Source organism: bacterium, from assembly GCA_008933615.1.
In the GTDB taxonomy this organism is placed as follows: domain Bacteria; phylum CLD3; class CLD3; order SB21; family SB21; genus SB21.
Map to the genome: position 1 here is coordinate 13,419 of WBUR01000046.1, position 15,801 is coordinate 29,219.

Annotated in this window: 16 protein-coding genes; 15 read left to right on the plus strand and 1 reads right to left on the minus strand. The window is 45.5% G+C overall.

Features of this window, described 5'->3' with window-relative positions; genetic code table 11:
- Positions 1-4: 4 nt before the first annotated feature.
- Positions 5-658, minus strand: a complete 654-nt coding sequence (gene plsY / locus F9K33_14440; protein ID KAB2878098.1) for a glycerol-3-phosphate 1-O-acyltransferase PlsY — start codon at positions 656-658, stop codon at positions 5-7.
- 144 nt (positions 659-802) lie between these two features.
- Between plsY and F9K33_14445 the strand changes: the two genes are divergently transcribed.
- The 15 genes from F9K33_14445 to F9K33_14515 form a co-directional block, all read left to right on the plus strand.
- Positions 803-2,026 (plus strand): pentapeptide repeat-containing protein, encoded by a 1,224-nt coding sequence (locus tag F9K33_14445; protein KAB2878099.1) that lies wholly within the window; start codon positions 803-805, stop codon positions 2,024-2,026.
- 30 nt (positions 2,027-2,056) lie between these two features.
- Positions 2,057-3,202: a glycosyltransferase family 1 protein gene (locus F9K33_14450; GenBank protein ID KAB2878100.1), complete on the plus strand. Its 1,146-nt coding sequence runs from the start codon at positions 2,057-2,059 to the stop codon at positions 3,200-3,202.
- Positions 3,199-4,773 (plus strand): hypothetical protein, encoded by a 1,575-nt coding sequence (locus F9K33_14455; GenBank protein ID KAB2878101.1) that lies wholly within the window; start codon positions 3,199-3,201, stop codon positions 4,771-4,773. The genes F9K33_14450 and F9K33_14455 overlap by 4 nt, the downstream gene beginning before the upstream one ends.
- Positions 4,766-5,485, plus strand: a complete 720-nt coding sequence (locus F9K33_14460) for a glycosyltransferase family 2 protein (GenBank protein KAB2878102.1) — start codon at positions 4,766-4,768, stop codon at positions 5,483-5,485. The genes F9K33_14455 and F9K33_14460 overlap by 8 nt, the downstream gene beginning before the upstream one ends.
- Positions 5,485-5,868: a DUF2304 domain-containing protein gene (locus tag F9K33_14465; protein ID KAB2878103.1), complete on the plus strand. Its 384-nt coding sequence runs from the start codon at positions 5,485-5,487 to the stop codon at positions 5,866-5,868. The genes F9K33_14460 and F9K33_14465 overlap by 1 nt, the downstream gene beginning before the upstream one ends.
- Entirely contained in the window at positions 5,849-6,448 is a 600-nt protein-coding gene (locus F9K33_14470) for a methyltransferase domain-containing protein (protein ID KAB2878104.1), read from the plus strand. The genes F9K33_14465 and F9K33_14470 overlap by 20 nt, the downstream gene beginning before the upstream one ends.
- Positions 6,426-7,046 (plus strand): hypothetical protein, encoded by a 621-nt coding sequence (locus F9K33_14475; GenBank protein ID KAB2878105.1) that lies wholly within the window; start codon positions 6,426-6,428, stop codon positions 7,044-7,046. The genes F9K33_14470 and F9K33_14475 overlap by 23 nt, the downstream gene beginning before the upstream one ends.
- A gap of 15 nt (positions 7,047-7,061) precedes the next feature.
- Positions 7,062-8,582 (plus strand): lysine--tRNA ligase, encoded by a 1,521-nt coding sequence (gene lysS, locus F9K33_14480; GenBank protein KAB2878106.1) that lies wholly within the window; start codon positions 7,062-7,064, stop codon positions 8,580-8,582.
- A gap of 131 nt (positions 8,583-8,713) precedes the next feature.
- Positions 8,714-9,526 (plus strand): ABC transporter permease, encoded by an 813-nt coding sequence (locus F9K33_14485; GenBank protein ID KAB2878107.1) that lies wholly within the window; start codon positions 8,714-8,716, stop codon positions 9,524-9,526.
- A 128-nt stretch (positions 9,527-9,654) separates the two neighbouring features.
- The gene (locus F9K33_14490) at positions 9,655-10,416 is read left to right on the plus strand and encodes an ABC transporter ATP-binding protein (protein ID KAB2878108.1); all 762 of its coding nucleotides are present in this window, start codon (positions 9,655-9,657) and stop codon (positions 10,414-10,416) included.
- A gap of 226 nt (positions 10,417-10,642) precedes the next feature.
- A complete protein-coding gene (locus F9K33_14495) occupies positions 10,643-11,761 on the plus strand; it encodes an isocitrate/isopropylmalate dehydrogenase family protein (GenBank protein ID KAB2878109.1) in 1,119 nt (372 codons plus the stop codon).
- A 119-nt stretch (positions 11,762-11,880) separates the two neighbouring features.
- Positions 11,881-12,873, plus strand: coding sequence for a hydroxymethylglutaryl-CoA lyase (locus tag F9K33_14500; GenBank protein ID KAB2878110.1), 993 nt, complete (start codon positions 11,881-11,883; stop codon positions 12,871-12,873).
- Positions 12,874-12,984: 111 nt separating this feature from the next.
- Positions 12,985-14,178, plus strand: coding sequence for a CoA transferase (locus F9K33_14505; protein ID KAB2878111.1), 1,194 nt, complete (start codon positions 12,985-12,987; stop codon positions 14,176-14,178).
- Positions 14,179-14,197: 19 nt separating this feature from the next.
- Positions 14,198-15,493, plus strand: a complete 1,296-nt coding sequence (locus tag F9K33_14510; protein ID KAB2878112.1) for a 3-isopropylmalate dehydratase large subunit — start codon at positions 14,198-14,200, stop codon at positions 15,491-15,493.
- A partial coding sequence (locus F9K33_14515; protein KAB2878113.1) for a 3-isopropylmalate dehydratase occupies positions 15,490-15,801 on the plus strand: 312 nt, incomplete at its 3' end. The genes F9K33_14510 and F9K33_14515, both read left to right, overlap by 4 nt.

Sequence of the window (15,801 nt, forward strand, 5' to 3'; positions counted from 1 at the left end):
GCGATTACGTGTTTTGGTGAGTTGCGGGCTTACCGAATTTTTTTTCTTCGCCGCGCAGGAGTCGTACGATATTCTCACGATGTGTAAAAGTTATCAGTACAGCAACAAAAACGCTGAACCAAACGAGATGAAAGGATACACTACTGTCCAGTATGAATTTTTGAATAAAAACCATGATTGGAAAAACCCATGAACCGACGATCGATCCCAAAGAAATATAGCGGAACAATCCGAAAACAATAAGAAAAACGAGGAAACAGATTCCTACCTGCAACGGCGCAACACCCAAAACAGCTCCTGCAACGGTCAGCACGCCCTTGCCGCCTTTGAATCCGAAAAACACGGTCCAGATATGTCCCGCCACTGCGGCAACGCCCGCCAGGATCCGCACCAGGGTTTCATCAAAATAAGCCAAATTTATACCGGAGAAAAACAGCGAAGTAATGAACATCGCGGCGCAAAACCCTTTTGCGAGGTCAATGAAAGCAACCACGGCGCCCCATCTTCCGCCCAAAAGCCGAACGGCGTTGGTCATGCCCGCATTGCCGCTTCCCGTAGTGCGAACATCAACCCCTTTTAACAAACGGGATAATATAATGCTCGGGGAAACAGATCCGAGCAGATAAGAAGCGATTAAAATAATGAAGAGCGAGACCATATAATTAATTTGATTCGGTTAAAATACGAACGGTTCGCATAATACTAAAACGGAAATCTAAATTCAACTAAAATGCTTATTCACGGGAAATAAATGAAATAGCTGTGGCCCCGAAGGCTTAATAAACAAGCCCTCAAGCCAATAATGACTTGCTTCTTTGTTCAAATAAAATTATCATGGACTACCATGAAAGAATTGACGATTACATCCATCTGTCCGCTTTGTCACCATCCGCTGTTTCCCTTCAATCAGATTTCACACGGCGAAAAACGGTGGCATATGCGTCTTTTGTGCAAGAATGAGTCGTGTAATTTTAACGATCAATTTGATCTGACCATGACGCCGCGTGTATTTGAGATCTTTACCATGGATTTTAAATATGCGGTGGACGAACCGTACCTCCTGGAGCAAACCAGCGGTTATCATCACATCAGCTTATTTGTCATGTACATGATTCAATTGCTTGGAAGAACTTCTGTGCGCTATCTTGGGGAACAGTTACAGTTTAAGTACGCGAATTTAGAGAATTACCTCGTACGTTTATCGGAAGACGACCTGATAGGATTTGACGGACGGTATGCGCAAATTTCCGAAAGAGGAGTTCAGTTATTGCAAGCGGCATTGAATCAAAAACAGGAAGATTTTGTACGACGTCGCCATCAGGATTTTCATGGTGTCGTCAATAAATTAACCGACCTTTTGATGAAAGAAGATATCGCAACTTTTAATGCGGAGCGATCCAGGATGGCGCATGTTCTGTTGGATTTGTCGCCGATCAATTTATCGGGGCGGACCATCAAGCAGGCCAACTTAAGAAAAATAAAATTTTCTAATTCCACGTTCGACCATTGTTTATTTGAACAATGTAATTTCAATGCTGCGGCGATGGATCACAGCAGTTTTAAAAAAGCGCACTTGATCGATTGTCAGGTTCAACGCGCAGACCTTCAGCATGCAGATTTATCGTCGGCTATTTTTGAGAAATCGTTCTTGGTGGAAGCCGATATGTCTCGCGCTGTCGCATTTCACACTACTTTTAAGCAATGCAATTTGCGCTCATCCAATATGACCTCGATCAACCTGCGCGCATCCAACTGCCGCCAATCGGATATGACGCGGTGTAATCTGACGGAATCTGATATGACCGGCGCAAACCTGTGGGAAACAATACTGAATGAATCCAATTTGGAACGGTGCGAGATGAACAAAGTACAGATCAGCGTTGAGACCAAATTTCTTGATGCGCGCAACCTGCTAAAGGCCAAAAATATTTCTAAACAATTATGGGAAAAGATTCAGATTCAAAATAAAGATCTTCCGGATTTTACCGAATATCGTATTCAAAGTTCAAAACTGGCCGGATCATAGACGGTATTCTGCCCGCAAACTTAGCATGTCATGAAAGTCATCTGGTTTTCTGAAATAAAATGGAATTTTCTTACGCACCGGCACCATCACCTGATCCGCCACTTTCCGGACGACTGGGAGATATTATTCATCGAAAATTTCGCTCTCGGCAAAAAAAGTCATTTTATTCCGCGGCGCGACGGACGCGTAACGTACGTGACGTTGCCTATATTTAAGGGAACTGAATACGCGTTGATCAACGCCATTCAAAGTAACGTTTTTTTTCGTTTCCTGTTCACGATCATACTGTATGCATGGACGAAAACCGTTTTGCTGTTTACCGGTTTTTCCGGAGGCAGCCGGCTGATATTCACATCGAATATTTTTTTTGCAGATATAGTAAAAAGGCTGAATAAGAAAATTTTAATCTATGACTGCAACGATTACCCGATGGGGTTTTCCGGCGCATTGCCCATCGCAGAAAATTATTTCAGGAAAACAATCGAATATTCAGATATTTCCATTGCCGTATCGGAAAAATTACTGGAGGATATTCGTAAATACCACAGCGCCGAAAGTTATACGATCGGTAACGGAGTGGATTACGAACTGTTTGCTAATCCGGGAAAAAAGGAACCGCCGGCAGACATGGCCTCCATTCCGGATCCAATTGTTTTTTACGCAGGCGTACTATCCGATTGGTTCGATTTTGATCTCGTTGAAAAGATCGTCAATGAAATTCCGGAGGTCGCGGTGGTTATTGTCGGGCCTTCAATATCGCCGCATGTGAGAGCTGATGTGGAGCGGCTCTCAAAAATATCCCGCATTCATTTTCTGGGAACAAAACCGCACTCCGAACTTCCGTCGTATATTCGCGCCGCTCAAGTTTGTATGATTCCTTTTAAAAGAACGCCGCTCATCGAAAGATTTAGCCCCAATAAAATGTACGAATATCTTGCAGCCGGAAGTCCTGTAGTAACGATGGATTACACGGATGAGATCCGGCGGCTTCGGTCTGAAATTTATGTTGCCGGGAACACGGAGGAGTTTGTTGACATGGTTCGGAAAAGCCTAAAACAGAAAGCCGACGAATCCGTATTGCGTAAAATTGCTCAAAAAAACAGCTGGATGAGCAAGTCGCAGGAAATCGTCGAATTGATAAATAAAAAACTGCTCAGAGATAAAAAGCTTAAATGAAATCGTATTTTGTTCTATTCGTATTCTATTGGTCCATATTTGTTCTCACCGCCGGCGGCCGAATTGCGTCCAGCGATGAGACGGCTTTTTTTCTCGAGACGCAAAGCGCAGTTGAGCACGGGACATTAGCGGTGCCGGATACGGTCGTGAACAACGGATCGTACGGCAGAGACGGGAAGTTTTATATTGGCGGCGGGATAGGGTACACGTTCCTATCCGTTCCGTTTTATGCGCTCGGTAAACTTGTCATTGAAATTTTTCCAATTCCGGAAAACTACCGCGTTTTTATTCTTAAAGGTTTTTTCTCGCTGACCAATCAGTTTGTCTGCGCGATGATAGGCGTGTTGTTCTTTGTGTTTTGCAGGCGCGTCGGATATTCGTCAAAAATTTCTTTTTTTCTTACCGCCGCGCTTTTGTTTACTACAAATTTATTTCCGTATGCGAAATCATCCATGCGGGAACCCTTATTGACTTTATGCCTGTTGGCAGCCGCTTACGGGTTGTATGTATTCAAAGCTGAAAAGAAATCTTCGTATTTGCACCTCACCGGGTTTGCAGTTTTTTACATGATGAACACGAAAATTTCCTTCGCGGTACTGCTGCCCGTCATCGCGGTGTATTTTATATTGATCTACGATTCGAATTTATTCGTCTCCTTTCGTTTGATGGACTTTAAAATATTATTCGGAAAAAAAGCATTTTGGCGCGACGGCTTGATATTAATGGGATGGATTGTGGCGGCATTCACGGTGATTGGAGTATATAATTATATCCAATTCGGCAGTCTTTTCTCATCCGGATATACCAACAAACCTCAGCCGTTCAATAATCCGCTATGGCGAGGCATCCATGGACTGCTGTTCAGTTCCGGCAAAAGTTTTTTTCTCTATGCGCCTATCACGGTATTATTTTTAGCGGCAGCGCCGAGTTGGATAAAAAGTAATGTGAAAGAAGCTGTTTTTTTTGGTTTGTTATTCTTGGTCATGCTCGTTCTTCATGCAAAGTATTTCGCGTGGGCCGGGGACGGCAGCTGGGGGCCGCGTTATCTGATCCCGGTCATTCCATTTTTTATTCTACCGATGGGATCGCTTCTTCAAAATTCTTTGGAACAATCCAAAAAAATGTATAAATTTGCCGCACTTTCGCTGTGTGTAATCGGCCTTTTGATCCAATTAGGCGGAGTTAGCGTGTATCTCGGTAGTTATCTCCGATATATCGGAGAATATCCCTACAAGAAAGATTTTTCCGATCCGGAATTTTTATACCAAAGTCGGTACGTTCCCGAATATTCGCCTGTGATCGGCCATTGGAAACTTTTATTCGTGTCGTTGGAGAAACATATGAGCGGGGAAATTGGAATAATAAAGATTGACGACGCACAAAAACGAATCCCTATTGCCGACGCCCAAAAGGTTATCTATCTGATTGATTATTGGTTCATGTATATGTTTTATGCCGGTTTTAATACGGGATGGGTTTTATTTTTGTTCTTTGCGAGCGCGTTAACGGCGTCCACTTCGGGATTTTATGCGTTTCGTTTATTTGTGAAAGCGCAAGGTGCGCGTGGTTAAGCTTTTGGCCATCATTCCTGCGTATAATGAAGAGATGAATATCGCGCAGGTGGTTCGAAGTGTGGAAGAAACGCGAAAAATGCTTTCCGATGCTTTGCTGGACATCGTCGTGGTTAACGACGGTTCCGCCGACCGCACGTTGGAAGCCGCGGAATCAACGGGTGTCATCGTTCTCGATCTGCCGTACAATCTCGGCATTGGCGGCGCAGTACAGACAGGGTTTCGTTATGCGTTTGAACAGGACTACGATGTCGCTGTCCAGATCGACGGCGACGGCCAGCATGATCCGAAGTTTTTGCCCAAACTGATTGCGCCGATCATGTCGGGGACACATGACGTAGCGATCGGCTCGCGTTTTCTTGATTCATCCCGCGCAGGATTTCAGTCCACATTTACGCGGCGTATAGGGATTAAGATGTTTGAATGGATTAACTCGGTCATTATCCGGCAAAAGATCACTGATAATACATCGGGTTTTCGCGCATATAACAAAAAAACGATTGCCATGCTTGCGAATGAATACCCGGCAGATTATCCTGAGCCGGAAACGGTGATCATGCTGGGTTTACGGAGTTTCAGGATTGCAGAAATTCCAGTTGTGATGAAAGAAAGGCAAGGCGGCCGCTCTTCCATCGGGGCATGGGTTTCGTGGTTTTATATGGTGAAAGTTTTATTGGCTATATTTGTTAACGTATTTAAAAAACACAGATAATGAATCAGGGAACAATTGAAATCTGGCGTATTCAGGTTGTGGCTATCGGGTTCAGTCTTGCAGTCATGTTGTTTGTATTTGAATTGATCCGCAGAAAAAAATTGCGCGAAAAATATTCTCTGGTCTGGTTTGGGGCCGGCATAGTCATGATTGTTTTCTCCGTTTGGCGAGGCTTGCTGGACGAGGTCGCGCATTTTCTGGGAGTCGGATACGCGCCGGCGTTGCTTTTTTTAGTAGCGTTGTTTTTTGGAATGGTGCTGATGATCCATTTCTCGGTTGTGATTTCCGATTTGGCCGAGAAGAATAAAACGCTCGCGCAGGACATGGCTCTTCTGAAGGCGGAATTAAAAAAATTGAAAGCGGATGAACGTAAACCATCCTGATTATTGGGACCATATTTACCGCAACGAACGCCCGCGATGGGATTTGGGCAAGGCCACTCCGGTATTTGAAAACTGGTTAAAATCCGGGCAACCGCTCGGGACGGGGCGAATTGCTATTTTGGGCTGCGGAAACGGGCATGACGCGCTGCTTTTTGCCGACAACGGATTTGAAGTGACGGCGATTGATTTTGCGGTTGAACCGCTGGAGTATCTGAAGAAGAATATCCCTAAGAAACAAAAGAATATTAGCCTCTTAAAAGCTGATATTTTTGATTTGCCGCAGAAATATGCAGGCACTTTCGATTTTGTTTTGGAATATACTGCCTATTGTGCAATCGATCCGGTACGGCGGGACGAGTACGTAGATTCCGTGTACCGCATACTTAGGCCCAACGGATATTTGATCGGTTTATTTTTTCCTACGGACGGACGCCCCGGCGGGCCGCCGTTTGCGATTCGTTATGAAGAAATTGATGAGAAATTTTTGAAAAATTTTTCGGTAGTTTTTGACGAAATTCCAGAGGATTCGGTTGCTAAAAGACTGGGAAAGGAGAGATTTGTCATACTTCAAAAAAAATAAGATGTGGATTTTGATGCTCGGTTGTATTTCCTGCCGGCCTGCTATGACCGGCGAAGAAACAAAACTCGTTGATCTTATCCGGTATCAGCAGAAACTCAGGCCGAAATTTGAAATTCAGGATGCATATAAATTGCTGTATCAGGGAAATCTGGGAATCGACCATATCATGAGCGATACCGTGGCGGCAAAAGAGTATCTTGAATATGAGATGTCTTCCATACTGGAATCGGAGTTTCCGGGTGAGCAGCTCATTGAAAACATCTCCACGGACACCACCATTGTAAGGATCAATCTTCGTCCTTTTAAACGACTGGGTTTAGACACGGAAAAACTGTGGCGAACTTTGGTTTTTTCGTCGGCGCATTATCCCAAAGTTGAGGAAAAGTTCACTCACGCATGGGTTTTATTTGTAAAGTTGTGCGAAAAAAGAGTATTGTCATTTGACAACGACAAGGTCAGGCTTTTTGACGAACAAATGAGGGCTAACAACTACCGAAGCGCCCATCATTCCAACGAATATATGGATACTTATAAGCCCGCATACAGAGTTGTTTTGCTTCGCGAATTTGAAAATTTGTTTCACTTACCTAATTATTAATCCGAGAGGAATAGCGTGGAAGAAGAGTTACTTAAAATCCGGCGTGAAAAATTAGACAAATTACGCGACATGTCGATCGAGCCTTATCCGTATAAATTTGAGCGGCAGTATTTTTCTAAAGAATTGCTGGACAAATTTGAATCCCTCGGCGTGAAAGATGACTCGCAGTTGGAAAGTCCGGACGCCGTACGCGTGCAGGTCTGCGGGCGCATCATGTCGCTGAGAAGTAAGGGCAAGACGGCGTTCGCGCATGTTATGGATCCGCACGGTAAAATTCAGATCTATGCGCGTAAAGATGCACTGGGCGAAAAAATGTACGAGGCGTTTAGTAAACTGTTTGATCTCGGGGACATAATCGGCGTTAAAGGAATTTTGTTTAAGACGCATACGGGCGAGATCACGATTAAGGCGGAAGAGATTACGCTGTTGTGCAAGAGTTTGCGTTATTTGCCGGCAGGTAAAGAAAAAATTCTTGATGACGGAACGGTCCAAAGATACAGCGACGTGGAAGACAAAGAATTCCGTTACCGACAGCGGTATGCGGATATGATCATGCACCCGGACGTGCGGGAAGTATTTGTCAAGCGAAGCAAGATCATTTCCGCTATTCGTCAATTCCTCGATCGGCGCAACTACCTTGAGGTTGAGACGCCCATCCTGCAACCGCTGTACGGAGGCGCTTCGGCACGGCCTTTTCTGACGCACCACAACGCGCTCGACATTAAATTATATATGCGGATCGCCCTGGAATTGTATTTGAAGCGGCTCATTGTAGGCGGATGCGAACGCGTCTATGAGATATCGAAAATTTTCCGGAATGAAGGCATGGACCGTTTCCATAATCCGGAATTTACCATGCTGGAATTTTACGAAGCGTATGCGGACTTTTATGATCTGATGACGCTGACGGAAGAGATGCTGGCGTTCGTTTGCCGGGAAGTCAACGGATCGACGCAGTTTGAAACGATGGGACATTTGGTGAATTTTGCTCCTCCGTATGAACGCCTGAGCATGTTCGATGCGATCAAAAAATTCACGCAACTGGATGTCAGTGAGATGAATGAAGAATCGCTGCGTACGGAATGCCGAAAGATGGAAATTCCGCTTGACAAATCGTGGGATCGTGGCAAGATCATCGACGAGATATTCAGTGCAAAAGTGCAGGAACATTTAATTCAGCCCGTTTTCATTATGGAACAGCCGATTGAAATCTCGCCGCTTGCGAAAAAACATCGTTCCAAAAAAGGCGTGGTCGAGCGTTTCGAATTATTTATTCTGGGAAGTGAAGTCGCAAACGCCTTCAGCGAATTAAACGATCCGATCGACCAACGCGAACGTTTTGAGGCTCAAATGGGCCTGCGCGCGCGCGGGGATGACGAGGCCCAAATGCTGGACGAAGATTTTCTAAGGGCGATCGAGTACGGAATGCCGCCCACGGCAGGTGAGGGAATCGGGATCGATCGTTTGGTTATGATGATGACCAATCAGGAATCGATACGCGACGTACTCTTTTTTCCGACTATGCGCCCCGAGTAGTTTGACGCAAATAACCCAAAAGGAAAAAGAACTTTTAATAAACTTTGGTTCACCTACATTACAATTCAGAAAGTCTATTTTAAACAAAAATAATTCTGTGCTTTTTGTGTCTTTTCTGGCTAATATAGATTATGGCATTTTTTAAAAAAATCATCGTTACTATAGCGGAATTTCTATTTATCGACAAATTCGGTAAAAAGGTGTTGACTTTTTTTTCCGGAATGGGCGAATCGATTATTTTGTTTTATTTCGCAGTCAAGAATTTGCGCTATGTGCATCGCGACCGGAAGCTTGTATTGGAACAAATGGTGATCGTGGGTTTTAATTCGATCCCGCTCGTCATTGTGTCCGCAACGTTTGCTGGAATGGTCAGCGCCGTACAAGCAGGTTATCAATTGCAGGGATTCGGATCGCCTAATTTGTTTCTCGGTTCCGCGACTTCCCGCGCTATTACGACGGAACTGGCGCCTGTGTTGACGGGATTGGTTTTGTCCGGGAGATTTGGCGCGTCGATAGCCGCGGAGATCGGCACGATGAAAGTGACGGAACAGATTGACGCGTTGGAAACGCTGGCGATTGATCCGATCCGTTATCTTGCTACTCCAAGATTGCTCGCGGGTATTATCATGATGCCGGTTCTCATTGTCATTGCCGACTTTATAGCCATCGGCGGATCCATGTTCATCGGGTACATATCGATGGATGTAGCTCCTCAGGCTTTTTTTGCCAGCGTTCAACGATTCATGGAGGTTAGAGATTTAATGGCCGGTATCGTTAAAGCATTTCTCTTTGGCACATCTACGGCGCTCATCGGTTGTTACGTTGGATTCTCCACCGAAGGCGGAGCTGAAGGAGTAGGACAGGCAACGATACGCGCGTTCGTATTATCGTCGGCTGCGATACTGGTTAATGATTACGTAGTCGCTTCGATATTTTTCTTATAAAGTAACTATTCAACATTCGAGATTTTATGCCACTAAGACACTAAGACACGAAAAATCACAAAGAAGTATAGGTTCTTTCTTCGTGTAACTTTGTGATTTCGTGCCTAGGTGGCAATTCTTAAGGTATTATGATCCAGATCAGCAATCTTCACAAATCGTTTCGCGATAAGCATATATTAAGCGGCGTAAACCTTGACATTGAGACGGGTAAAATTACTACCATCATCGGCCGCTCGGGATGTGGAAAAAGCGTATTGCTAAAACATGTCGTAGCTTTGCTCAGGCCGGACAGAGGTAAAGTGATAGTGGAAGGTGAAAACCTCAGCGACATGTCGTCATCGGAACTTTTTGAGATACGAAAAAAAATGGGTCTTGTTTTCCAGAACGGAGCATTGTTTGATTCCATGAATGTCGATGAAAATGTCGGGCTTGGCTTGCGTGAACACACGAAGTTGTCCGAAAAGGAAATCGGGGAAAAAATTACGCGGCTCCTGGATATGGTAGGTTTGCCCGGCATTGAAAAATATAAGCCGTCCGAACTCTCCGGCGGCATGAAAAAACGCGTAAGCCTGGCTCGCGCGCTTGCCATGGAACCGAAATTTGTGCTGTATGACGAACCTACCACCGGACTTGATCCCATCATGGCTGCGATCATTGACGATCTCATCATTCGACTCAATACGGAACTCAACATCACATCCATCGTCGTAACGCATGATATGCACAGCGTTTACGAGATCTCCGACCGCGTTGCCATGCTCCATTATGGCGTAGTACGATTTTGCGGCAGCACAGATGAACTCAGAAATACGACCGATCCCGTAGTTCGTCAGTTCATCGAAGGTAAAATCGAAGGTCCGATTCAGCCCGTTTTGAAAGACGGAAGGTAAATATTTTCAACTTCTGTTCGCGGTTCGTTCCCCATTTTTCTCCCGCTATTGCATTTTTCAACACTTTTCTATCCTCAATTTCTGTAACTCTATTCCACATCTGCACTTTTTCATTCGATTAAAACCATATTATTTATCATGTCAAAACATGACCTACGTCAGCGTTTTTCGGATAAACATTTCTTACATTATGCTGGTAAGTAACATAGTTATAGGAGAAAATAGCATGTCGAAATATAAAATTGCGTGGCTTCCGGGGGACGGAGTAGGAATTGAGGTTTTGGAAGCCGCAAAAATCGTTTTGGATAAACTGAAATTAGACGCGGAATACATTCACGGCGATATAGGGTGGGAATTCTGGTGTCAGGAAGGTGACGCACTGCCGCAAAGAACCGTGGATCTGCTGTATGAAGTAGACGCGGCGATGTTTGGCGCGATCACTTCGAAACCGGTCAAAGATGCAGAAGCGGAATTAGCAAAGGATTTAAAAGGCAAAGGGCTGATCTACCGTTCGCCGATTGTCCGTATGCGCCAAACATTTGATCTTTACACGTGCTTGAGGCCGTGCAAAGCCTATCCCGGAAATCCTTTGAACTTCAAAGAAAACATAGATATGGTCATTTTCCGTGAAAATACGGAAGACCTGTACGCGGGCGTGGAATTCAATCCCGTTCCGCCCACGTTGTCTGTCACGCTGTCTAACTTATCAAAGAATTTTGCGCCATTTAAGAATCTAAAGCCCGATGAGTATGCGGTCTCCTGCAAGATTAACACAAAAAAGGGTTCCGAACGAATTATTCGCGCGGCGTTTGAATTTGCACGTGAATTTAAACGCAAAAAAGTGACGGTTGTTCATAAAGCGAATGTCGTAAGGGCAACGGACGGCTTATTTTTTGATATTGCAAAATCGGTGGCAAAAGAGTACCCGGAAATTCAAATGGACGATGCCAATATTGACGCTATGACTATGTGGCTTTTGAAAAATCCGCTGAGTTATGACGTCCTGGTTGCGCCGAATCTTTACGGCGATGTGATCTCGGATCTCGCGGCGCAGTTGGTCGGGGGATTGGGATTTGGCTGTTCCGGCAATATCGGAAATGATCTCGCCGTATTTGAACCGAGTCACGGCTCCGCTCCAAAATACGCCGGTATGTATAAAGTCAATCCGATCGCCACGATTCTCGCGGCGAAAATGATGCTCGATTGGCTTGGCGAAACTAAGATGGGCGAGAAGCTGGAGAAAGCAACGGCGGAAGTGATTCGTGAAGGTAAAGTTCGCACCTACGATATGGGCGGGACCGCTAAGACGCTCGATATTGCGAATGCGGTTGCGGAGAAATTGTGATTTGTTAATGTGAAGTGATTTAAGAATGAAGATCAACGATTTTTGATTTACGATTAAATGAAAAAATTGGAAAAGGATCGCAAATCTAAAATCTTCAATCCTTGTTCTTAGATCATTCTATGACCAATTGGCAAAATACCAGACAAGGAAAAAAATTGAGTCAGATCCTGTTACATGATGTCGGAGCGAGAGACGGACTGCAGATGGAAAAGCAGGTAGTTCCGACAGAGCAAAAAATAAAATGGATTGAAGGGCTGATACTGGCCGGAATGGATATTATTCAGGTCGGATCCTTTGTTCATCCCACGAAAGTTCCACAAATGGCGGATACCGACGCGCTCTTCAAACATTTTATGTTACCCGAGAATAGACCGGAACGAACCGTGCTTTCCTGTCTTGTTCTGAATGAAAAAGGACTTGAGCGCGCATTGGCTGCTGGGGCAGACATGATTTGTATGGGCGTTTCGGCCAGCGAAACGCATAGTCAGAAAAATACCGGTATGGCGATAGCCGATGCGACGCAGCGAATAATAGCCATGGCAAAACTGGCGGTACATGAAAAGAAAAGAGTACAGGTTTCCGTGCAATCGGCATTCGGCTGCGGATATGAAGGGCATGTTCCGGCGGAACGGGTTTTGGGAATCGTTCAGCGTTTTTTTGACGAAGGGTTAACCACGATCAGTCTCGCCGATACGGCCGGCCATGCGACGCCGGATCAGGTAGAACGTTATTTTTCTATTATTCGCGCCGTTGATGAAAAGATTCATCTGGCTTGTCACTTTCACAATACGTACGGACTGGCGTTGGCAAATTGTCATGCCGCGATGAAAGTGGGTGTGTTGTATTTCGAATCTTCATTTGCCGGATTGGGAGGATGTCCTTTTACGGCGATTGCAGGCGGGAATGTGTGCACCGAAGATCTGGTGCACATGATTCAAAAAATGAATATGCGCCAGGACATCAAACTGGACACGCTCATCGCCATTGCAAATGATGCGTCTGTATATTTTAGACGGGATATGCCGGGAACGGTTTATAAAACGGGACCGATCGGAAATAAGGAATTAAAACGATTATCGCAAGAAAAGCATGGATCAATGAAAAACACTTAACAAAAAATGAATAATAACGAAGGTTAAGATGTATCAATTTTAAGAGTTTCTTGTTTTATGTTTAGTGTATTTCAATAAGAGTTTGGCAAAAAAAAGAAGAAATAATCAGAAATGAAATTACTGAAAGACATACGCGTATTAGACTTAACCAATGTGTTATCTGGGCCTTTCGCGACGCTGCACTTGTCCTTGCTTGGCGCGGAGGTCATTAAAATAGAAAATCCGGAAGACGGCGATCTCGCGCGTAAATTGGGCAATGTTCCTGAACTCAATGAGAAACTCATGGGAACCAGTTTTCTCGCTCAAAACGCCAATAAAAAATCCGTCACGCTGAATCTGAAAGACGAGAAGGCCAAAGAGATATTTCTGAAATTAGTGAAAACGGCCGACGTAGTCGTCGAAAATTTTCGTCCCGGAGTGATGGATAGACTGGGCATCGGATATAAAGAATTGAAAAAAATTAATTCCAAAATCGTGTTCTGCGCCATTTCCGGGTTTGGACAAACCGGCCCGGACGCTATGAAGCCGGCATATGATCAGATCATTCAGGGGCTGAGCGGAGTCATGGCAGTCAACGGGGATGAAAGGTTAAATCCTCTGCGTTGCGGTTTTCCCGTCTGCGATACCGTCGGGGGACTCAACGCGGCGTTTGCGATCATGGCGGCGTTGTATTCCCGTGAAAAAAGCGGTGAAGGCCAGTTCATCGACATTGCATTGCTCGACTCGATCATGCCGCTGATGGGATGGGTTGCCGCGAATCTGCTGATCGGGCATCAACCTCCGACGTTATTGGGCAATGATAATATGACCGCAGCTCCGTCCGGAACGTTTGCAACCAAAGACGGCAGTATCAATATTGCGGCAAATAAGCAGGAACAATGGGAAGCCGTTGCTGACGAATTGGGTTTGCATGAACTTAAATCCGATCCGCGATTTCAAAAACGCGATGCTAGAAAAAAGAACCGTAAAGAATTGACGCCATTACTCGAGGAAAAATTAAAACTCAATTCCACGTCGCATTGGGTGAAAATATTAAATAAGCGCGGAGTGCCGTCGGGTGAAATTCTTTCATTGGCTGATGCGCTTGATACGCCGCAGGTTAAACATCGTAAAACTATTGAAACTATCCGCGCGGAGGGAATCGGCGAACTCAAACTATTTAATTTAACGGCAAAATTTGAAAACGACACTGGCGCCGTCGAGTTACCGCCGCCGAAGCTTTCTGAACACACGGATGAAATATTAACGGGAGCGGGATATTCACGCGCGGAGATAGATTTATTCAGAGAAAAAGGGATCATTTAAGTTTGAATAGGAGGATGTCATGGGCATGACCATTGTAGAAAAAATATTAGCGCGGGCGTCCGATCAGCCGTTCGTCAAGGCCGGCGATGTCGTCGAGGCAAAAGTGGATCTTGCCATGTCGCATGAGAATGCCGCATTGGTGATCAATCAATTTCACGAAGTTTATAAAGGCACCGGCATTGATGCGAATGTGTGGGATCCTTCAAAAATAGCCATCATACTGGATCACCGTGTTCCTGCGGAAAGCGCCAAGACGGCGACCAATCAGAAAAAAGTTCGCGAGTTCGTCGCAAAACAAGGCATCAAGAAATTTCATGATATCCGCGGCGATGAAGGAGGTATTTGTCATCAAATTCTTCCGGAAAACGGATATGTGAGGCCCGGTTATCTTGTGGTTGGAACGGACAGCCACACCACGACTCATGGGGCTTTAGGGGCATTGGCCTTCGGGATTGGCGCGACGGATATGGCCGCTGTCTGGACGTTGGGTTCTGTGCTCAACGTAGAAGTTCCGGCCACGATCAAAGTCGTTGTAACCGGAAAGTTTCAGCCGCACGTGTCGCCGAAAGACCTTATTTTGCACATTATCGGACGAATATCCGCCGAGGGCGCTAACTTCAAAGTGATCGAATTTCACGGCGAAACGATCCGGCACATGAATACGTCGGGCCGATTGGTTTTATGCAACATGTCCGTGGAGGCCGGTGCCACGTCCGGTATTGTTCCCGCTGACAAAGAAACCGTGCGTTATCTCATGGGCCACGCCGGAGTGACGGATGAAATTGAAATTATGCAGCCCGATGCGGATGCGGAATACGATCAGATCGTTGAAGTTGACATCACTCGGCTGACTCCGCAAATCGCATGCCCGCACACGGTGGACAACGTGATCCCGATCTATTCCACCGAAGGCAAAAAAGTTCACCAGATCGTGGTGGGTTCCTGCACGAACGGGCGAATCGATGATCTTGAAATTGCCGCAAAAACACTGAAAGGCCATCGTATAGCCAAAGACGTTCGCATGCTGGTATTTCCTGCGTCATGGCGAATTTACAAAGAAGCATTAAAAAAAGGATATATTTCGTCTCTTATCGATGCGGGCGCCGTGGTGATGAATCCCGGGTGCGGCTGCTGTCTGGGTGTGCATGAAGGCGCGCTCGGCGACGGGGAGGTCGCGCTGTCGACGACCAATCGTAATTTTAAAGGACGGATGGGAAATCCGGGCGCGGAAGTTTACCTTTGTTCCCCGGCAGTTGCTGCCGCGAGCGCTTTAACCGGATTTATTACCGATCCGAGAAATGGAGAAGAATTATGAAAGTAGTCATTAAACTCGGCGATGATGTGTCGACGGACGCCATTTATCCGGGCCGCTTTATGGCAACCGTTTTACCTAATGAAACGCCGCAATTTGCATTTGCCGACCATTCGGATTTTAATTCCAAACTTAAGCGGAACGAGATACCTGCGGGCAGCATCCTGATCGCCGGAAAAAATTTCGGCTGCGGTTCGTCACGGGAACAGGCAGCGTCATGCCTTCGCGGTTACGAACTGGCGGTGATAGCAAGAAGTTTCGGCCGTATTTTTCTGCAGAATGCGATCAACCTGGGGCTTCGTGTTATAGTG